Annotated in this window: 21 protein-coding genes; 13 read left to right on the top strand and 8 right to left on the bottom strand. The window is 64.3% G+C overall.

Annotated features, from left to right (window positions below):
* Nucleotides 1-43 precede the first annotated feature (43 nt).
* The 5 genes from EJ076_RS26055 to EJ076_RS26035 all read left to right on the top strand — a co-directional run bounded on the left by EJ076_RS26055 (nucleotide 44) and on the right by EJ076_RS26035 (nucleotide 5,485).
* Nucleotides 44-670 carry a TetR/AcrR family transcriptional regulator gene (locus tag EJ076_RS26055; protein ID WP_126069769.1) on the top strand — a complete coding sequence of 209 codons (627 nt, stop codon included), beginning with the start codon at nucleotides 44-46 and terminating at the stop codon, nucleotides 668-670.
* Nucleotides 671-819: 149 nt separating this feature from the next.
* Nucleotides 820-1,572: a DeoR/GlpR family DNA-binding transcription regulator gene (locus EJ076_RS26050; protein ID WP_109660705.1), complete on the top strand. Its 753-nt coding sequence runs from the start codon at nucleotides 820-822 to the stop codon at nucleotides 1,570-1,572.
* 108 nt (nucleotides 1,573-1,680) lie between these two features.
* On the top strand, nucleotides 1,681-3,255 hold the full coding sequence (locus EJ076_RS26045; protein WP_126069768.1) for a sugar ABC transporter ATP-binding protein: 1,575 nt from the start codon (nucleotides 1,681-1,683) through the stop codon (nucleotides 3,253-3,255).
* Entirely contained in the window at nucleotides 3,252-4,253 is a 1,002-nt protein-coding gene (locus EJ076_RS26040) for an ABC transporter permease (RefSeq protein WP_109660709.1), read from the top strand. The genes EJ076_RS26045 and EJ076_RS26040 overlap by 4 nt, the downstream gene beginning before the upstream one ends.
* A gap of 80 nt (nucleotides 4,254-4,333) precedes the next feature.
* The gene (locus tag EJ076_RS26035; protein WP_126069767.1) at nucleotides 4,334-5,485 is read left to right on the top strand and encodes a substrate-binding domain-containing protein; all 1,152 of its coding nucleotides are present in this window, start codon (nucleotides 4,334-4,336) and stop codon (nucleotides 5,483-5,485) included.
* 82 nt (nucleotides 5,486-5,567) lie between these two features.
* Here the strand turns inward: EJ076_RS26035 and EJ076_RS26030 are convergent, their stop codons facing one another.
* From EJ076_RS26030 to EJ076_RS26015, 4 genes are all read right to left on the bottom strand, one after another.
* Nucleotides 5,568-5,840 (bottom strand): hypothetical protein, encoded by a 273-nt coding sequence (locus EJ076_RS26030; protein WP_056591789.1) that lies wholly within the window; start codon nucleotides 5,838-5,840, stop codon nucleotides 5,568-5,570.
* 210 nt (nucleotides 5,841-6,050) lie between these two features.
* On the bottom strand, nucleotides 6,051-7,055 hold the full coding sequence (locus tag EJ076_RS26025; RefSeq protein ID WP_126069766.1) for an NAD(P)-dependent alcohol dehydrogenase: 1,005 nt from the start codon (nucleotides 7,053-7,055) through the stop codon (nucleotides 6,051-6,053).
* 51 nt (nucleotides 7,056-7,106) lie between these two features.
* The gene (locus EJ076_RS26020) at nucleotides 7,107-7,379 is read right to left on the bottom strand and encodes a hypothetical protein (protein WP_126069765.1); all 273 of its coding nucleotides are present in this window, start codon (nucleotides 7,377-7,379) and stop codon (nucleotides 7,107-7,109) included.
* Between the two features lie 130 nt (nucleotides 7,380-7,509).
* Nucleotides 7,510-8,259, bottom strand: a complete 750-nt coding sequence (locus EJ076_RS26015) for a thioredoxin family protein (protein WP_109660717.1) — start codon at nucleotides 8,257-8,259, stop codon at nucleotides 7,510-7,512.
* A gap of 330 nt (nucleotides 8,260-8,589) precedes the next feature.
* Here EJ076_RS26015 and EJ076_RS26010 point away from each other — a divergent pair, with 330 nt between their 5' ends.
* From EJ076_RS26010 to EJ076_RS26000, 3 genes are all read left to right on the top strand, one after another.
* Nucleotides 8,590-9,810 (top strand): helix-turn-helix domain-containing protein, encoded by a 1,221-nt coding sequence (locus EJ076_RS26010; RefSeq protein WP_126069764.1) that lies wholly within the window; start codon nucleotides 8,590-8,592, stop codon nucleotides 9,808-9,810.
* A gap of 36 nt (nucleotides 9,811-9,846) precedes the next feature.
* Complete coding sequence (locus tag EJ076_RS26005; protein ID WP_126069763.1) at nucleotides 9,847-10,479, top strand: PQQ-binding-like beta-propeller repeat protein; 633 nt, start codon at nucleotides 9,847-9,849, stop codon at nucleotides 10,477-10,479.
* A 134-nt stretch (nucleotides 10,480-10,613) separates the two neighbouring features.
* A complete protein-coding gene (locus EJ076_RS26000; RefSeq protein ID WP_126069762.1) occupies nucleotides 10,614-11,462 on the top strand; it encodes an aldo/keto reductase in 849 nt (282 codons plus the stop codon).
* A gap of 69 nt (nucleotides 11,463-11,531) precedes the next feature.
* On the opposite strand, the gene EJ076_RS25995 is transcribed toward EJ076_RS26000, so the two are convergent.
* Complete coding sequence (locus EJ076_RS25995; RefSeq protein ID WP_023761099.1) at nucleotides 11,532-11,837, bottom strand: hypothetical protein; 306 nt, start codon at nucleotides 11,835-11,837, stop codon at nucleotides 11,532-11,534.
* 416 nt (nucleotides 11,838-12,253) lie between these two features.
* Between EJ076_RS25995 and EJ076_RS25990 the strand changes: the two genes are divergently transcribed.
* A complete protein-coding gene (locus tag EJ076_RS25990; RefSeq protein WP_126069761.1) occupies nucleotides 12,254-13,756 on the top strand; it encodes an ATP-binding protein in 1,503 nt (500 codons plus the stop codon).
* A 144-nt stretch (nucleotides 13,757-13,900) separates the two neighbouring features.
* On the opposite strand, the gene EJ076_RS25985 is transcribed toward EJ076_RS25990, so the two are convergent.
* The 3 genes from EJ076_RS25985 to EJ076_RS25975 form a co-directional block, all read right to left on the bottom strand.
* Nucleotides 13,901-14,149, bottom strand: a complete 249-nt coding sequence (locus EJ076_RS25985; RefSeq protein WP_126069760.1) for a hypothetical protein — start codon at nucleotides 14,147-14,149, stop codon at nucleotides 13,901-13,903.
* A gap of 139 nt (nucleotides 14,150-14,288) precedes the next feature.
* Nucleotides 14,289-14,648 (bottom strand): hypothetical protein, encoded by a 360-nt coding sequence (locus EJ076_RS25980; protein WP_245462880.1) that lies wholly within the window; start codon nucleotides 14,646-14,648, stop codon nucleotides 14,289-14,291.
* Nucleotides 14,645-15,514, bottom strand: a complete 870-nt coding sequence (locus EJ076_RS25975; protein ID WP_348639799.1) for an N-formylglutamate amidohydrolase — start codon at nucleotides 15,512-15,514, stop codon at nucleotides 14,645-14,647. Before EJ076_RS25975 ends, EJ076_RS25980 begins: the two co-directional genes overlap by 4 nt.
* 194 nt (nucleotides 15,515-15,708) lie before the next feature.
* Between EJ076_RS25975 and EJ076_RS25970 the strand changes: the two genes are divergently transcribed.
* From EJ076_RS25970 to EJ076_RS25955, 4 genes are read left to right on the top strand one after another with little or no spacing between them, the layout of a single operon-like run.
* Nucleotides 15,709-16,569 carry a xanthine dehydrogenase family protein subunit M gene (locus EJ076_RS25970; protein WP_126069759.1) on the top strand — a complete coding sequence of 287 codons (861 nt, stop codon included), beginning with the start codon at nucleotides 15,709-15,711 and terminating at the stop codon, nucleotides 16,567-16,569.
* A complete protein-coding gene (locus tag EJ076_RS25965) occupies nucleotides 16,569-17,045 on the top strand; it encodes a (2Fe-2S)-binding protein (RefSeq protein WP_109660732.1) in 477 nt (158 codons plus the stop codon). Before EJ076_RS25970 ends, EJ076_RS25965 begins: the two co-directional genes overlap by 1 nt.
* Nucleotide 17,046: 1 nt before the next feature.
* Nucleotides 17,047-19,317, top strand: coding sequence for a xanthine dehydrogenase family protein molybdopterin-binding subunit (locus EJ076_RS25960; protein ID WP_126069758.1), 2,271 nt, complete (start codon nucleotides 17,047-17,049; stop codon nucleotides 19,315-19,317).
* Nucleotides 19,305-19,550 carry a MoaD/ThiS family protein gene (locus EJ076_RS25955; RefSeq protein WP_126069757.1) on the top strand — a complete coding sequence of 82 codons (246 nt, stop codon included), beginning with the start codon at nucleotides 19,305-19,307 and terminating at the stop codon, nucleotides 19,548-19,550. The genes EJ076_RS25960 and EJ076_RS25955 overlap by 13 nt, the downstream gene beginning before the upstream one ends.
* The last annotated feature ends 10 nt before the right edge of the window (nucleotides 19,551-19,560 follow it).

Raw genomic sequence — 19,560 nt, 5'->3', positions numbered from 1 at the left:
ACCCGGCCGGGTTCAAGCCCCCTGACACGATGTGGAGAAAAAATTGGCCACCGAGCCGTCCGCCATTGCTGAACAGAAGGCCGAAGCCGCTGAGGCAAAGCCGCTGCGCGCGGATGCGCAGCGCAACCGCGACCGGCTGGTCGAGGTCGCCGCCGCCGTGTTTGCCGAGCGCGGCATCGATGGCTCGCTGGAGGAGATCGCGCGCCGCGCCGGCGTGGGCATAGGCACGCTCTACAGGCATTTCCCGACGCGCGAGCATCTGGTCGAGGTGGTCTATCGCCGTGAGGTGGAGGGACTGTGCGCGGCCGCCGGCGAGCTCGCCCAAAGACATCCGTCCGATGTCGCGCTGGAACAGTGGATGCAGCGCTTCGTCGACTACATCGCCACCAAGCGCGGCCTGGCGACCAGCCTGCGCATTGTGCTTACCACCAATTCGACGCTGTTTTCCGACACGTTCGGCCGGGTGTCGCAAGCCTTGCGGCATCTGGTCGAGGCGGCGGTGGCCGACGGCACCATCCGCGGCGATGTCGATGCTTCGGACGTGCTGCACGCGCTGTCGGGCATCTACTCGGCGCCTGACACCCCGGAATGGCGCGACCGCTCGCGCCGGCTGGTCAAGCTCTTGATGGACGGGTTGCGGTTCGGGGCGGGGAAATCCACCAAGGCCTGATGGCCCACGCCGTCGGTACAAGGCAGACGAGAGCCTTGTAAGCAGGCACGTCCGTTGGTCATGTCCGGCCGGATTGGCACACCGCGCTTGCAACTGAACGAGAGCGGTTGTTAAATTCCTCACATTTCAAGTGACCGACAGGCCCACGCATGACTGCTCGCAAAGCACAAAGGACAGCCCGGCTGATCCATCTTCTGTCGGAACGGCGGGTCATCCATCTCAGCGAGGCGGCAACGCTTCTCGGCGTCTCCGAGATGACGGTGCGGCGTGACATCGCCACCAACCAGGGACAGATCGCCTTCCTCGGTGGGCATATACTGGCGGCGGCCGAGATCGACACCGACGCGCCTTACGAACTGGCGACCGCGGCCGACAGCCATGCGGCGGCGAAGCGCGAAGCCTGCCTGCACGCGGTGCGCAAGATACGGCCCGACGAGACGATCTTCATCGATTGCGGCACGACGCTGATCCATCTGATCGACCTCATTCCCGACAATTATCAAATAACGGCAATATGTTACGCCATGAACGTGGCGGAACGCCTGACCCGCAAGGCCAATGTGACGATCATCATGTTGGGTGGCGTCTATCATCCCGCATCGGCGTCTTTTTCGGGCACGCATGATTTCGATATCTTGAAGAGCGTCGGCATCAACGCCGCCTTCCTGTCGGCCGCCGGCGTCGATGCCAAACGCGGCGCCACCTGCGAGCATTTTCACGAGGCGGTGGTGAAGCAGAAGGTGATGGGCCTGGCGCGCGAGAACTATCTCGTCGTCGACAGCAGCAAGATCGGCAAGCTCAAGCGCGCCTTCTTCTCAGCCATGGACGGCTTCGACGCGGTCATTACCGAACATGGTGAGGTTGGACCGGATTCATTCCAGCTGCCGGCTGACTCCGTTTGACATTTTGCCGACCTGATGGAAAAGTTACAAAAAAAGTAAGAGAAGTCCCAAAAGACGATCTCGATATGCCGGGTAGGGGACGCGTCAAGGGAAGGAAATGCAGGCGTCATGATCGAACAGAGTTCGATTTCGCCATCGTCCGAGGCCCCCTTGCTGCGCGTCGAGGGCGTCAGGAAGCGGTTCGGCGGCGTCAATGCGCTGCGCGGTGTCAGCCTCGAAATCCAGTCCGGTGAAGTTCACGCCTTGCTTGGCGAAAACGGGGCCGGCAAATCGACCTTGATCAAGATCCTGAGCGGCGTGCATGTTCATGATGGCGGCTCGATCGAAATCGAAGGCAAACCTGTCTCGTTCGCGTCGCCCGGCCAGTCGCGCAATGCCGGCGTGGCGGTCGTCTACCAGGACCTGAGCCTGGTCGAATCGCTTACGGTTGCCGACAATCTGCTGCTGGGGCGAGAGCCGAAGACGCGGCTCGGCTTCCTGAAGAAGCGCCAGCTGGTGGCGCAGGCCGAGGCCTTCCTGAAATCGCAGAACATCCCGCTCAATGCGCGCGCCATGGTCGGCTCGCTGCCCTTCGCCTACCGCCAGATGACCGAGATCGCCAAGGCGTTGATGGGCGATGTTCGCCTGCTCATCCTCGACGAGCCGACCTCGGCGCTGACCGACGATGAAGAGAAGATCCTGTTCGAGGCGATCCGCGCGGTCGCCGCGCGGGGCGTCGGAGTGATCTACGTCACCCATCGCCTCAACGAGGTGTTCCGAATCTCGAACCGGGTGACCGTGTTTCGCGACGGTCAGAACGCCGGAACATTTGTCACCTCGCAAACCAACATGAGGCAATTGGTCGGCGCGATCGTCGGGCCGGATCACGCTGTTCTGAAGGCGGACAGTGCGACAGCCGGGCAAAGCGCGCCGCCGGCTCGGCATGGTTCAGCCGAAAAACCCGTGCTCGAATTGACTGATGTCAGCAACGACAGGCTGGACCGGACCGATCTTGCGCTGCGCAGCGGCGAGATCCACGGTCTCGCCGGCCTGATCGGCAGCGGACGCACCGAAATCCTGCAAACGATCTTCGGCCTGCGGCCGGTGCAATCGGGCGAGGCCAGCCTCGACGGCGTTTCGCTGAAGGGCACGGATCCGGCAGCGGCGATACGACAGGGTATTGCGCTGGTGCCGGAGGACCGGCACGTCCAGGGCCTGGTTCTCGAGCATTCGATCGAGCGCAACCTGACCTTGCCCCGGTTGCCCTATTTCTCGCGCCTCGGCTGGCTGCAGCGCCGTTCGGCGAGCGAGCATGCCAATGCCGCGATGCGCAGGCTGGCGGTCAAGGCGCCAGGCACTTTGACCCTTGTGAAGAACCTGTCCGGCGGCAACCAGCAGAAGGTTGTGTTCGGCAAATGGAACGAGCCGCGGCCGCGCGTGCTGCTGCTCGACGAGCCGACGGTTGGTGTCGATGTTGGCGCGCGCGAGGAGATTTACGGCGTCATTCGCGCGGCGGCCACGGCTGGCAGCGGGGTGCTGCTGGTGTCTTCGGATCTGTCCGAACTGCTCCAGCTCTGCGACCGCATCTCGATCGTCGTCGATGGCCGGATCACCAGGACGATTTCGAGGGCGGAATTCGGCAGCGCCGAGGACCTTCATCACCTCATTCAACTTTCGCAGCCATCGGAAGAGCACGCGGCATGACCGACACAGAAAGCCCGGCAAACGCACCAATGGCAAAGGCTGCCGCCAATCAGCCAAGCGGCCGCTCGGCGCTGCGGCATCTGCTTCAGGGTGAGCGTCCCTACATGCTCTACGTCGCCTTCGCCATCATGCTGGTTGTCTTCAGCCTGGCGTCGCCGTGGTTCCTGTCGATCGACAATTTTCTCAACATCGGCCGGCAGACGACACTGGTCTCGATCATTGCCGTGGGCATGACATTCGTCATCATCTCCAGGCAGATCGACCTGTCCGTCGCCTCGACGCTGGCGCTTTCGGGCATGAGCGCGTCGCTGGCCATGGCGTTCGTCGCCAACAACTGGGTCGTCGGCGCGCTGGCGGGACTGGGCACCGGAGCGCTGATCGGGCTGATCAACGGTGTCTTGACCACCCGCCTCGAAATTCCGTCCTTCCTGGTGACGCTGGGCACGTTGAGCGGTGCGCGCGGCCTGGCGCTGATGGTCACCAACACCAAGCCGGTCATCATCACCAACGAGTATTATTTCGCCATCTTCGGCGAAGGCTCCGTGCTTGGCATTCCGGCGCCGATCCTGTGGACGCTTGGCGTCACCATCGCCGGCATCCTGCTCTTGCATTACAGCGTCTACGGGCGGCGGGTTTATGCGGCGGGCGGCAATCCCACGGCGGCACTCTATTCCGGCGTCCATATCAAGCAGGTCACCACGCTGGCCTTCGTGCTGACCGGGACGCTCGCCGGGCTGGCATCACTGATCCTGTCGGCGCGTTCGCACGCGGCGCGGCCCGATGTGGTGCAAGGCATGGAGCTCGACGTCATCGCCTCGGTGATCCTCGGCGGCTGCAGCCTGTTCGGCGGCCGCGGCTTTGTGCTGGGCACGCTGCTCGGCAGCCTCATCATCGGCACGCTCAACAACGGGCTGGTGCTGCTCGGCGTCAGCTCGTCGCTGCAACTCGTCATCAAGGGAGCAATCATCGTCGCCGCGGTCGCCTTCACGAGGAGGTAAGGCGCGCATCTCGCGGACATTAGCAGAAAACGCCGGCTCCAAACGGCAAATAGAACGTCAACGATCAACGGAGGAAAGTCATGAAACAACAGGCACGAATCCTATTCGGTACATTGAGCCTCGCCGTCAGCGCCTTCGCGCTGTCGACGTCCATGAGCCTGGCGCAGACGCCCGACACCTGCGTGACCGGCGTCGACCTCGCCACGCTTGGTCCCAAGGGCATTGTCGGGCAAGGCCCGCACGGCGAAAAGGCAGCCTCGCCCGACGAACTGAAATTGACCGATGACGAAGCCGCCAAGGTCAAGGCCGGCAAGTTCAAGGTCGGCATTTCCATGCAAACGGTGAACCTCGACTGGTCGCAGTTGCAAGTGGCGGGCATCAGCGAAACGCTGGCCAAATATGGCGTGACCGTCACCGGGGTGGCGTCGGCCGAATATCAGGTCGACAAGCAGATCGCCGATATCGAGAACACCATCCAGCAGCATCCCGACGGCATCATTTCGATCCCCGTCGATTTCACCGCGACGGCACCGACCTACAAGAAGGTGTCGGAGGCCGGCATCAAGCTGGTGTTCATGGACAGCATCCCGGTTGGCCTCTCATCTCCGAAGGATTTTGCCTCGATGATCTCGGCCGACAGCCAGGGCAACGGCCAGATCGCGGCGACGATCCTGGCGTCCTGCATGCCCAAGGGCGGCACGATCGGCCTGGTCAATTTCGGCGTCGACTATTTCAGCACCAATGAGCGCACCAAGGGCGTCAGCGAGTGGATGAAGAAGAACCGGCCCGACATCGTCATGAAGCAGGTCGACTTCACCGATCCCTCGAAGGTGTCGCAGATTGCCGGCGATTTCCTCACCGGCAATCCTGATGTGAAAGGCCTGTTTGCCGTCTGGGACCAGCCGGCGCTCGACACGCTGTCATCGATGCGGGCGCAAGGCATCGACATTCCGATCACGACGGTCGATCTCGGCCTGCAGTCGGCGATCGAGATCGCCAAGGGCGGCCCGCTCAAGGCAACCGGCTCGCAGCGCCCCTATGACCAGGGCGTCGCCGAGGCGATGGCCATGATGAAGGCGCTGATCGGGCAACCTACGCCCGCCTGGGTCGGCGTGCAGTCGCTGCCGGTGGTGCAGTCCAATGTGCTGGAGTCCTACAAGACCGTCTTCCACAAGGATCCGCCGGCCGAACTGGTCGACGCCTGCAACAGCGCCAAGCCGAAGTGTAACTGAGATAGGCGAAACGGCATGGGCGCGGGAGAGGTCCCGCGCCCATTTCTACGACGCTAAAAACAAGCCCCCGGTTTGCGGGCGACTACCCCTTCGCTTCGACCAGGATCACCAGCGACTCCGGCACCACGCCGTCGTGAGCCATCGCGTCGGCGGCCGCCTTGCTCTGCATCAGCGCGGCCATCTTATCCATGTCCGGAACGTCCATCATCACGGCCACACGTTTCGGGTTCTGCGGATCGACGAAAGTGCGGATGTTGGTGATCCCAAGCGAGCCGAAAAGCTCCTTGCGCTTGGGTGAATTGAGCCAGTGCTTGCTGTCTTTCGTGATGTTGTGGTGGCCGATAACGGTTGGCATGGCATCCTCCCCTGGTTTTACGCAATTCCCAAGGCAAAGCGCTATGCGCTTTTCCCGGATTGCTGAGGTGTCGCCGGCGGTCGATATCGCCCGCCTGATGCTGCGATCCACCTGTGCCAGGCAGTGAGCGCCGTTTCTTTCTGGCTGTCAATTAGCTGCTGCTGATGGATACTGGGTGGTTTGTGGGGCTGCTGGCGCTTGGGGGAGCGCTCAAACGTCGAGGCAGACCTTGCCGAAATGCCTCTGGGATTCGTAGTGCGCGAAGGCGGTGGCGATGTCCTCAAGCAGGAAATGGCGGTCGACAACGGGCTTCAGGCGGTTGATCGCTATCGCCCGGATCATATCCTCTTGGTCGGCCCGGCTGCCAATGGAAATGCCGCTGATACGGATCTGGTTCGAAAACACCGCCGGGATCGACACCTCAGCCGCAAAGCCGGTCAGGACGCCGATCAGGGCGATGTGCCCGCCCGTCCTGCAGGCCGCAATGGACTGCGCCAGCGTGGCGGGGCCGCCGACCTCGATCACGTGATCGACGCCGCGTCCGTCCGTCAAATCCCTGGCCTTGCGACCCCAGTCCGGCACGGACTTGTAATTGATGACGGTATCGGCGCCGAGGCGCCTGAGCCGCTCCAGCTTCTGCTCGTCGGAAGACGTGGCAATGACCTGGGCGCCGGCGGCTTTGGCGAATTGCAGCGCAAACAGCGATACGCTGCCCGAGCCGAGGACCAGCACCGTGTCGCCGGGCTTCACCTTGCCGCACACAACCAGGCCTCGCCAGGCGGTGACACCCGTGCAGGTGAGCGTCGCCGCCTCGACATGCGTATAGCCCGCCGGTGCCTTGGTGAAGGCCCGCGCCGGCTTGCACACATACTCGCTGGCGAAGCCGTCAAAACTGTCCCCCGGAATGTCGCGCCGGGTCGAGGGCGTCATGTCACCGTCCAGCCACCATGGATAGAAGACGCTGACGACGCTGTCTCCAGGCTTGAATGCATCGACATCGCCGCCGATGGCGATCACCTCGCCAGCGCCATCGGACAGCGGAACGCGGCCGTCAACGAACGGTGTCTTGCCCTGCACCGCGAAGTCGTCACGCAAGTTCAACGAGCAGGCCCGGATCCTGACCAGCACATCGCCCGGCCCTGGCCGGGGTGGGTCTTCCTCGACCAGGTCGAGATTGCCCAAGCCGCCCGGTGCTCTCAGCCTGACCAGTCTCATTTGTCTTTCTCCACTATGTCGGCGTGTTGCAAAGGCGGGCAGGGTGGCAACCTATTGCCGGGCTTGCCGGCCGGAGATCACCCGCAGCCAGGGCGCCAGATGGAAGGCGCTCATCAGAAGATACATTGCCGGCATTCCGGTGAATGGCGAGGCATTCTCCCCCATGCACAGCATGGCCGCATCGCCACTGAAGACACAGGTGAGCAGCGCCATCAGGGCGAAGGTGGGGGCCGCGGCAAGGCACAGCCAATCGGCGATGCCGAGGGTGGACGCATTGGTGCTTTCGGGGATCGCTCCGCTGGTGGCTGTGTGGATATCGAGCATGGTCTTTTCCTTGATGGTTGTGCCGTGCCGAGGTCAGGGGGACTGCGCCCTGCGAGCCCCCACTCCGGCCGCTACGCGGCCACCTCTCCCCGCCAAAGGCGGGGGCGAGGAACCCAAGCTGGATAGCCCCTTACTGGTCCTTGTCGCGGAACGCCGCTTCGCCGGCAGCCGACACTTGTTCCCATGTCTTGTCGGGTGCGGCGTCGTAATTGTCGTGCCAGTTCCACCAGCTGTAGAGAGGGGTCTGCGGATAGCCTTCGGGCGAATCCTCCCAGATCTCCTGGCGGCCGAGCGGCGTGGCGTCGAGATAGCTCCAGACGGTGCCCATCGCCTCGTCGCCGCGGCTGTTGATGAAATAGGTGCGGAAGATGCGGTCGCCATCGCGGATGAAGACGTTGTGGCCGTGCCATTCATCGACGCCGAAGTCTTTGTCGAAACTGTCCGTGATGGTGTACCAGGGCATCTCCCAGCCCATCCGCTCTTTCAGCCGGACAATGTCGGCCTGCGGAGCGCGCGAGGCGTAGGCAAGCGTGGTGTTGCGGGCATTGAGATGGGCGAGGTGGCCGACCTGGTCGGCGCCGAGCGAACAGCCGCGGCAGGCATGCTCGGGCCAGCCGAACACGCCGGGCTCGAAGAAGGCGCGGTAGACGATCAACTGGCGGCGGCCCTCGAACAGGTCGAGCAGGCTCGCCTTGCCATTCGGCCCCTCGAAAACATAGGCCTTGTCGACTTCCATCCACGGCATGCGCCGGCGCTCGGCGGCCAATGCGTCCTTGGCGCGCAGCGTTGCCTTCTCTTTCACCAGCATCTGTTCGCGGGCGGCTTCCCAGTCCTGCCTTGAAACGATCGGCGGGGTCTTCATTGCAGTGTGCTTGGTCATTGGTCGTCTCCTTGTCAGTTTGCCGCCGCACTGTTGCGACGTGTTGCTGCTTGCTGGTCGTGAGCTAGGGTAGGGCGGTCAGGCGCAGCGGTGGGAGTTACAGATGTGACGGGATTTGAATCGCCAGGCCCGCCGCAGCAGGGATGGCGGATTCGCCCGGCGTGCCTGGCCGTGTCGATTGTCGCGTCGAGGGGTAGATCGGCTGAACTGGGCATCTTCTTCTCCGTTGGCGTGCCGTTGGTTGCCGGCACGGCTTGCTGGTTGACGGCCATGACTTAAGTTAGGGCGGGCAGCGCTGGGGGTGGGAGTTACAAGTGTGACGGGATTTGAATGGACTCGCTGATCACCGCGGCGGCACTGGCGCTGGCCGGAGGTGATCCGCTCGGTGCGCTCGATCGCGTCGCCTTGCGCGAAGATCCGCCGGCGCTGGCACTGCGCGGCATTGCCATGGCGCAGCTCGGCGATCTCGATCGCGCCAAGGCGCTGCTGCGGCGGGCCGCGCGTGGCTTCGGCCCGAAAGAAGCGGTGGCGCGCGCTAGATGCGTCGTCGCCGAGGCCGAGATCGCGCTGGTCTCGCGGGATCTCGGCTGGCCTGCCAAGGCGCTCGATGCGGCGCGCGCGACGCTGGAAAAGCATGGCGACCGGCTGAACGCCGCGCATGCCGGCCACCTCAAGGTGCGGCGCCTGCTTTTGATCGGCCGTCTCGACGAGGCTGAAGACGTGTTGGCCGGGCTCGACCCGGCGCCGCTTCCGCCGGCCTCGCGCGCCGCGCACGAGCTGGCCGTCGCCGGCATCGCGATGCGGCGCCTGAAGACGAAGCCGGCGCGCAGGGCGTTGGAGTGGGCTCGCCACGCCGCCCGCCGGGCCGGCATTCCGGGCCTGATCGCGGAGGTCGACAGCGCATTCCTGGCGCTGGACACGCCGGCCGCGCGGCTGATCGCGGGTGGCGGGCAGCGCCCCGTGCTGCTCGAGGACGTCGAGGCGTTGCAGGCGTCGCCGGCGCTGCTGGTCGATAGCTTCCGCTATGTCGTGCGCAGGCAGGAAATCATGGTCTCGCTGGCAACGCGCCCGGTGCTGTTTGCGCTGGCACGCGCGCTCGCCGAAGCATGGCCGGGCGACGTGTCGAGGGCGAGGCTGATCGCTGAAGCCTTCGGCGGCAGGCACGCCGATGAATCGCATCGGGCGCGGCTTCGGGTCGAGATCGGCCGGCTGCGCGCCGAATTGCGAGGCCTGGCCGACATCGGCGCGACCAGCCAGGGCTTCGCGCTGGCACCGCACGAGGCGCGCGAGGTGGTGGTGCTGGCGCGGCCTATCGAGGAGCGGCACGCGGCGGTGCTGGCTTTCCTTGCCGATGGTGAATCCTGGGCGAGTTCGGCGCTGGCGCTGGCGCTTGGCACTGGCCAGCGCAGCGTGCAGCGGGCGCTGGAGCAGCTTGGCGAGGCCGGCAAGGTGCAGTTTTTCGGTCACGGCCGGGCGCGCCGCTGGATGACGCCGCCGGTGGCGGGATTCACGACCACCTTGTTACTCCCGGCGCCGCTGCCGAGCGGTTAGTAAGGGACATTGGACCATCTCAGTGAGGACAGAGACATGAAACAGTCAGCAGCCGAAATCCTGCGCGAATACGGACCCTTTGCCGATGTTGAGAGGGTGCATGGGGTGAGCTTTGACGGCAACAACGTCTGGTTTGCCTCGGGTGAGAAGCTGAACGCCTTCAATCCGGAAAACGGGCAGGCGCTGCGCTCGATCGATGTCGCGGCACATGCCGGCACCACCTGGGACGGCCAGCATTTCTTCCAGCTTGCCAACGACCTGATACAGAAGATCGACCCTGATACCGGCCAGGTGCTGGCGACCATTCCGGCGCCCGGTGGTGGCGGTGATTCCGGGCTGACCTGGGCCGAAGGGACGCTCTGGGTCGGGCAATACCGCGAGCGCAAGATCCACCAGATCGACCCGGAGACCGGGGCGATCCTGCGCACCATCGAATCCAACCGCTTCGTCACCGGCGTGACATGGGTCGATGGCGAGCTATGGCACGCGACCTGGGAAGGCGACCAGAGCGACTTGCGCCGCGTCGACCCGCGGTCAGGCAAGGTTCTCGAGAAGCTCGACATGCCGGCCGGCATGGGCGTGTCGGGGCTTGAATCCGATGGCGGCGACCGCCTCTACTGCGGCAGCACATCCGCCGGGGTGGTGCGGGCGGTGCGCCGGCCGCGGTGAGGCTGACGCCGAGGTCACACTTGCAGGCGAACCTCGACAATTTGTCGCTGTCGGCTGGCCGTCGCCTCCTGTCGAACCTAGATAGGCTGTGCACCGGGCGGACCGCCTGGATCAGCTTTGCAAAGGATCCCGACATGCCTGAACAGTCCACCATGCCTGCACAGATTGCGTTGAACGACGGCTCCGCCATTCCCCAGCTCGGCCTTGGCGTGTGGCAGGTCGACCAGGATATCACCGCTGAAGTGGTGGGTTGGGGCATCGAGGCCGGCTATCGCCTGATAGACACCGCCGAAGGCTACCAGAACGAGGAGGGGGTCGGAGAGGCGATCCGCGGCGCCGGCGTGCCGCGCGGCGAGCTGTTCATCACCTCGAAACTGCGCAACGGCGCGCACCAGCGCGATGCGGCGTTGCGCGCTTTCGACGAGACGATGGGCAAGCTCGGCATCGAGCAGCTCGACCTGTTCCTGATCCACTGGCCGGTGCCCAGCCAGGACAAATATGCCGAGGCCTGGAAGACGCTGGTCGAGCTCAGGCAGGCCGGCCGCATCAAGTCGATCGGCGTTTCAAATTTCAACCAGGACCATCTGGAGCGGATCATCGCAGAGACCGGCGTGACGCCCGTCGTCAACCAGATCGAGCTGCATCCTCGTTTCCAGCAGCGCGACCTCAGGGAGTTTCACGCCAAGCACGACATACGTATCGAAAGCTGGAGCCCGCTGGGCAGCGGCCGGCTGCTGAACGATCCGATCTTGGCAAGCATTGCCAAAAAGCATGGCAAGTCTGTCGCCCAGGTGATCATCCGCTGGCATCTCCAGGAAGGGCTGATCGTCATTCCAAAATCGATCCGCCAGGACCGCATCGCCGCCAATTTCGATGTCTTCGATTTCGAGCTCGATGCCCAGGACCTGCAGACGATCCGCGGCATGGATTCGCCCGACGGTCGCACCGGGCCGAACCCCGCCACGGCCGCGTTTCTGTTCTGAAGAGAACCGAGCCTAAAGCTGCCAATCTCCGCCTCGTGGGGGAGATTGGCTACCTTCGGCCGTCTCCGCTCAAATCCCCGAGCCGTCCAGCTGTTGGGCGTCTTCGCCTTCCCAAGGCGCCGGCATGGACGCGCGGCTGAGGTTGGCCGTCGGCAGCGGCATCCAGCACTTCAGTTCCGGCTCGGCATATTCGATGACGCGCCCAGGCGAGGAGTCCGACGCGCGCCAGCCTTCCGAGGCGAACTGGTCGGCGCGCGACCAATAGGCGAGGTCGACTTCCGCCGGCCCCTGTTCGGACGGGCGCACCGTGACCAGGATGCGGCTGCCATCCCTCGGCGCCGTCGACATATGGCGCCACCGTTCGGGCTCGTCCATCGCAATTCCTCCTCGCACCTGTTCGTCGGGTGGAGTGTCGCCTTGCGGTCCGAAGGGGTCAACCCAAAGTTTGCGCCAGTGAGCGGCTCTGTACGATGTCAGAACTTGGCGGGATCAGGCGAAGTTGGCGACCGACGTATACTTTGGGGAGTTGGGGTACTTGAAGACGTCGGCCGCCAGGGTGGGGTTGGGACGCACCACGTTGGGGACGCGATGCAAGGTCAGGCTAGGCGCTTGCCTGACATCTGCAATCGGAACGCCGGCCCATGGTGAACGACTGGTTACTATCCACAGGGGTTTACCCGACAGGCCAGTGTCAGGACAGCTGTGCGCAACGCGGAACTGCCGGCCATGCGCGCTCGACGGGCTGTGACCCAGTTGATAAGCCCGTCTGCGAAAGGAGCGCCTGAGTCGAGATGACCGTTGCGATCGAGATGGGACACACGACCGCAGGCGCCCCGGCGAAGCTGGATCTCGAGGAATTGCTGGCGACCCGGCTTTTGGTGCAGGGCAATTCTGGCTCCGGCAAGTCGCATCTGCTGCGGCGCCTGCTGGAGCAGAGCGCGCCCTGGGTGCAGCAGACCATCATCGACCCCGAAGGCGACTTCGTGTCGCTGGGCGATCGTTACGGCCATCTGGTGATCGATGCCGAGCAACATACCGAGCGCGGCCTGCAGGCGGCCGGCGAGCGGGCGCGCATCCATCGCGTCTCCACGGTGCTCAATCTCGAAGGGCTCGATGCCGAGAACCAGATGCGGCGCGCTGCTGCCTTCCTCGGCGGGCTGTTCGAGGTCGCCCGCGACCACTGGTACCCGATGCTGGTGGTGGTGGACGAGGCGCAGCTGTTCGCGCCGGCGGTGGCTGGCGAGGTTTCCGACGAAGCGCGCAAACTTTCGCTCGGCGCCATGACCAATTTGATGTGCCGTGGCCGCAAACGCGGGCTGGCCGGCATCATCGCCACCCAGCGGCTGGCCAAGCTCGCCAAGAACGTCGCCGCCGAGGCGTCCAATTTCCTCATGGGCCGCACCTTCCTCGATATCGACATGGCGCGCGCCGCCGACCTTCTGGGCATGGAGCGGCGCCAGGCGGAAGCCTTTCGCGATCTGGAGCGCGGGCAGTTCATGGCGCTCGGCCCGGCGCTGTCGCGCCGTCCGCTGGGCCTGCGCATCGGCCCGACCGACACAAGCCCGCGCAACGGAACGCCGCGGCTGATGGCGATGCCGGAATCAGCACTCGAGGATGCACGCGCAATCATCCTGGCGGCGCCGCCACCCGAGACCGTGCGCGCGCCCCGCCGCACGACGTCACCGGACCTGCTCGACCAGCTGATGGCGGCCAAGTCCGCGGCGCTGGAAATCCGCCCCGAACCGGTGGAACCGCAAGTCAGCGCCGAGGACCTAGCGGAGCGTCACGAGCGTGTCGACCGTGTGCTGCGCGCCATCCTGGCGCAACCCGACGCGGGTTTTCGCGTGATCGGCGTGCTCTATCAGGAGTTCGTGGTCCGTTGCCGCATAGAAGGCCTCGCCTCGGTCGTGCCCGACCTGCCGGAGTTCCGCCGCATGCTGACGCGCGCCCGCGCCGGCCTCGGCTCCGAGACGACGCAGGATGACGCGTGGCGGGACGTTTCCGTCCGCGCGTCGCTGCTGCCCGACGACATGCAGGGCGTGTTCATGATGATCGCCCGTGCCGCGAAGGAGGGCTGGCCGTGCCCGAGCGATGCCGCGATCGCGCGTGCCTACGGCTCGCACTCGCTGCGCCGCGCCCGGCGCCTCTTGACCTATATCGAGGAGCAAGGCCTCATCGTCTGCCAGCTCGACGGAACAGGCCGGCGCACCGTGACGCTGGTCGAACTGGCCTGGGCAACGGCACCGGGCGATCCAAATGCCGCGGAGGTGGAGCAGGGGAGCTTGGCGCTGTGAGGCTGATATGAGGATTTCAGCACAGAGCGGACCGCAGCCTGGCGGCAATGGTGTCCGGATTCGTGTCATGGGGACGCCGAGATCTGGAACAAATCTCGCAAAGGATCTTATCCAACGCTATCTCGGAATACCGGTCGTCTTCGATCAAGGCTTTTGGAAACATGGGATCTTCCCGCCCTGATGGACGGGCGTGAGCTGCAATATGGAGACTTGCCCATAGTTGTAATGAGCAAGGATCCCGTTATTGCTGGCGGCGCCCGGTCGGATGACCGGAGCCTCGGCCCGCAGCGCTGTACCTGCTTTGAGGAACGTCGACTGGCTTGTTGCAGCAAAGCCGCTCCTGGCGGACATCAGATTCTGTATCGTAACAGTGAGATCCGAGATAATCTGCATTGAGTAATCCTTGAATTTCCCATGCCTTGCATGCGATTCGCAGAATGAAGCACAGCAGTTAATCAACGGTTCAAGGTGAGCATTGGACAAAAATAGTTAGTCTGGTGCCAACGGCGTCTCCAATATAATTCAACAACAACTAATATAGTTGGCAAAGCCGCGAAAGCGACGAGCTTTCGAAACCCCGATTCATTCCGATGTCCAGCATGAGGAATGCGCCGCAGTGATCGCGGATCCTTCGCGCCACCAGCCGCGCAACGTGGCCGGCGAGGTCGATGTCGGCCGCGATGAGATAGGACGCGTTGGCGGAGACGGCATGGAATGCCGCATCCTGATGCGACCCGACATGCACACACAGAAAGGGCAGGGGGCGATCCATGTGCAAACGGTTGCCATTGCCGAATTCGCGACGGATCGGCTTGCCATCCCGGAAAAGCGCGTCCAGATCCGCTTCGATCAGCGCCAATGGAGACGCGGACTCGACGAGCTTCAGCTTCATCGCATGGCCCGCAGCGCCTCAGCCAGGACGGGCACGGTCGATGCCAGCATGGCGCGCAGCCGCTCGATTGCGCTCCAGTCGGGGTCGCCGCTCCATTCGTCCATGAAGATCTTCTTGAACTCGACCGCGATGGCGCACCCGGTTTGTGGAAAATTGGCATGGACGAAGCGGGTCTGTTCGCCCTTGCCCTGGAAGGATACGTTCTCGCGCACGTCGATCGGCTCGCCGTCGAGACGCCGGCCGCGAAGCGCCTCGATGAAAGCGTCGACGACCGGCGCCCAGCGCTCGCGGTCCATCGAGAATGTGCCGATATTGATATCGGGCGCGCCATCTTGTGACGCGGGCGCTCCTTGCGGCCCTTCGCGCCGGTGGTTGTAGCTGTGGACGTCGACAAGGACGAACCTGCCGCAGCGTTTTTCGACATCGACGAGGACACGCTTGAGCTCGGCATAGAACGCGTCGTGAAACGCGAGGGACTCGTTCACGATCTCCTCGGCCGGTGGCTCTCGCCACACATTCAAGCCCCAGGACTGCTCCGGCGACAGATAGATCGCGGCCTCGCGCGACCGGTTCAGATCGACCTGAAAGCGCGATCGATGAACGATAAGCTGGGTCGGGAAATCGGCGATGAAGTGTTCGGTGAAGGGATCCTCCTCCCGCAGCCGGTCGGCGCTGGAGATGGACAGCAGCGGTTGGCAAACGGGCCCGACATCGCAGCCGCTGTGGATCGCCGTGCCAATGACCGGCGATGCACCGAGCTTGATTGTCCAGCCTGCCGCTGATCCGTTGGAAGTGTTGTTGAAAATGGGCTTGTTCACGATCCACTGAAATGCGCGGAGAGGGCGGACGGGTCCGGTTCGCCACACAAGCCTAACGTTTTATACCCTTGAGGAAACCAGGAATTTGCTCCAAGCTGGGCTTTCTCAATGATTTCCGGTTCGCACGGCGTACGCCAATTCAGGTTGGGCGCCTGGCTCATTGCCGCGATGCGGAACCGGATGGTCATTATGAGGAGACTGTTTATAACGGTCGCTGAAATCGCGAAGATCAAGGGGAGACGATGCGCTACATACGTCCGCTTTCAATGGAAGATGCCGTTGGCCAGTTGGCCGGCTCGTCCGGTACATCAGCAATTCTCGCGGGAGGCAGCGACCTCCTGGTGAGGATGAAAGGCGGCTTCATCGAACCCGACCTGATCGTCGACATCAAGGCGATCGATGGCTTGAGCGAGATCAGGGAAACGCCTGAAGGCTTCAGCATCGGCGCCGCGGTCCCCTGCGCCGTGTTGGGAGAGAGTGCCGCCCTGAAGAAGGCATGGCCTGGTGTCGTCGAGGCGGCCAAGCTGATCGGTTCGAAGCAGGTGCAGGGACGCTGCACCATAACCGGCAATCTCTGCAACGCTTCGCCGGCCGCCGACAGCGTGCCGGCGCTGGTTGCCGCCGGCGCCAGGGCAGTGGTCGTCGGACCGGCGGGCAGGCGCACGATTCCCGTGCAGAGCGTGCCGACCGGACCGGGCAAGACGTCGCTGGCCAAAGGCGAGATCATCGAGGCGATCCTGCTCGACAAGCGCGCGCCGCGGTCGGGCGATGCCTATCTGCGTTTCATTCCGCGCACCGAGATGGACATCGCGGTGGTCAGCGCCGGCGTGAACCTGACGCTGGATGAGCACGGTGTCGTCAAATCGGCCCGCGTGGCGCTGGGCGCCGTGGCGGCGACGGTGCTTCTGGTCGAAGAGGCCGCGCAGGTGCTCATCGGCTCCAAGCTGGACGAAGCGACGCTGGAGCGGCTCGCCAAGGTCTGCGCGGGGGCTTGCCGTCCCATCGACGACAAGCGCGGCACTATTGAATTCCGGAGGAAAGTTGCGGGTGTGCTGGCCAAGCGGGCCGCCACGACCGCCTATGCACGTGCAGGAGGCAAATGATGGCTGGTGTAGCAGTTTCAACCACAATCAACGGCGACACTGTCGAGTTCCTGTGCCAGCCGGACGAGACGCTGCTCGATGTCCTGCGCGATCGCCTGGGACTGACGGGCGCCAAGGAAGGCTGCGGCACCGGCGACTGCGGCGCCTGCAGCGTCATCCTCGACGACCGGCTGGTGTGCTCGTGCCTTGTGCTCGGCGCGGAGACCGAAGGGCGGCGCGTCGAGACCATCGAGGGCATGGCGCATGGCGACAAGCTGCATCCGCTGCAGCAGAAGTTCCTCGAGCATGCAGCGCTGCAATGCGGCATCTGCACGCCGGGCTTCCTGATCGCAGCCAAGGACCTTTTGGCCAAGAACCCCGACCCGACCGAGGAGGAAATCCGCTTCGGCCTTGCCGGGAACCTCTGCCGATGCACCGGCTACGACAAGATCGTGCGCGCCGTCCAGGACGCGGCCATCGTGATGAAGGGAGCCTGAGATGAATTTCGATCCACGTTTTTCCGGACGTAAATTCACTTCCGTCGGCACACGCCCGATCCGTCCCGACGGCGTCGACAAGGTGACGGGCCGCGCCCGCTACGGCGCGGACTTCAACATGGCCGGCCAGCTGGTCGGGCGTGTTCTCAGAAGCCCGCACGCCCACGCCAGGATCGTCAAGATCGACACGTCGAAGGCGGAGAAGCTCGCCGGCGTGAAGGCGGTGATCACCGCCGCCGACCTGCCCGACCTCACCGATGGCGATGCCGCCATGTACGACGTGCTCGACAATTGCATGGCGCGCACGAAGGCGCTCTATGACGGCCACGCGGTGGCCGCGGTGGCGGCGGTCGACGCCCGCACGGCCAGGCAGGCGCTGAAGCTCATCGAGGTCGAATACGAGCTTTTGCCGCATGTCACCGATGTCGACGAGGCGGCGAAGCACACGGCGCCCTTGATCAATGATGCCATCTTCACCGAGGGTCTCGAGGAAAAGCCGGTAAAACCCTCCAACGTCACCAAGCGCAGCCAGTTTGGCCATGGCGATGTCCATCAGGGTTTCGGGCACGCCGACTTCATCGTCGAGCGCTCCTTCAAGACCGAGCAGACGCACCAGGGCTATATCGAGCCGCATGCCTGCGTGGCGAATTTCAGCTCCGACGGCACCGCTGATCTCTGGGTGTGCACGCAGGGCCATTTCGTCTACCGCCAGCACTGCGCCCAGCTGCTTGGCATGGAAGCCTCGAAACTGCGCGTCACCTCGTCGGAGATCGGCGGCGGTTTTGGCGGCAAGACCCATGTCTGGGCCGAGCCGGTGGCGCTGGCGCTGTCGCGCAAGGCAGGCCGGCCGGTCAAGCTGGTGATGACCCGCGACGAGGTGTTCCGCGCCTCGGGCCCGACCAGCGCCACCTCGATCGACGTGAAGATCGGCGCCCGCAAGGACGGCACGATCACCGCTGCCGAAGCGACGCTGCGCTACAGCTGCGGCCCGTATGCCGGCTCCTGGGCCGAGATCGGCGCGATGACCGCGTTTGCCTGCTACAAGCTCGAGAACGTCAAGACGGTCGGCTACGAAGTGCTGGTCAACCGGCCGAAGACTGCGGCCTATCGCGCGCCGTCGGCGCCAATGGCGGCGTTCGCGGTGGAAAGCGCCGTCGACGAGCTGGCCAAGATGATCGGCATGGACCCGGTCGACTTCCGCATCAGGAACGCCGCGCAGGAAGGCACACGGTCCTCCTACGGCCCGGTCTACGGACCGATCGGCATCGGCCCGACGCTCGAGGCGGTGAAGAGCCATCCGCACATGAAGGCGCCGCTCGGCAAGAATCAGGGCCGCGGCATGGCTTGCGGCTTCTGGTTCAACTTCGGCGGCCAGACCTGCACCGACCTCAACATCGGCATGGACGGTTCGGTCTCGCTGGCCGTCGGTACGGTCGATGTGGGTGGTTCGCGTGCGTCGCTGTCGCTGGTGGCGGCGGAGGAACTTGGCATCGCCTACGAGCAGGTCAAGGCGATCGTCGCCGACACCTCCAGCCTCGGCTACAACGACATGACGGACGGCAGCCGCGGCACCTTCTCGTCCTCCATGGCGACGATCTCGGCCGCCCGCAACGCGATCAAGATCCTGCGCGAGCGCGCCGCGCAGATGTGGGATATTTCCGTCGACGACGTGGTCTGGGAAAAGGGCCATGCGATTGCCAAGGGCGAGAAGCACGGCAATCTCGGCAAGCTGTCGCTGAAGGAGATCGCGGTGGAATCGGGCAAGACCGGTGGACCGATCGCCGGCCACAGCGAGCTCGTCGCCGATGGCGCGGGCGTCTCCTTCGCCACCCATATCTGCGATATCGAGGTCGATCCCGAGACCGGCGCCACCAGGGTCCTGCGCTACACGGTCGTGCAGGATGCCGGCAAGGCGGTGCACCCGACCTATGTCGAGGGACAGTACCAGGGGGGTGCCGCGCAAGGCATCGGCTGGGCGCTCAACGAGGAGTATATCTACGGCAAGGACGGGCGGCTGCAGAACGCGGGCTTCCTCGACTACCGCATCCCGGTCTGCTCGGACCTGCCGATGATCGACACGCAGATCCTCGAAATCCCCAACCCCAACCATCCCTACGGGGTGCGCGGGGTCGGCGAGACGTCGATCGTGCCGCCGCTGGCGGCGATCGCCAATGCGGTGTCGAACGCCGCGGGCGTGCGGATGACGCATATCCCGATGTCGCCGCCGCGCATCCTGGCGGCGATCGAGGCGGAACGGGAATGGTCGAAGTAACGCTCTGGGGATCGCTTGGCGCGCTCGCCGGAGGCCAGAGCAAGGTCGAGGTCGAGGCCAAGGACATAAGGGAGCTGTTCAGGAAACTGGCTGAACAGTATCCCGGCCTCGAGCCCTGGATCGATAAAGGCATCGCCGTCGCCATCGACGGGACGATCTATCGGGATACGTGGTCAAAGAAGCTGCCGGAGGGGGCGGAGATTTTTCTCCTGCCGAGGCTGGCGGGTGGATAGGCGCGCCATT

This window comes from Mesorhizobium sp. M7D.F.Ca.US.005.01.1.1, from assembly GCF_003952545.1.
Lineage (GTDB): Bacteria > Pseudomonadota > Alphaproteobacteria > Rhizobiales > Rhizobiaceae > Mesorhizobium > Mesorhizobium loti.
This window is presented reverse-complemented; position numbering and strand designations above follow the sequence as displayed.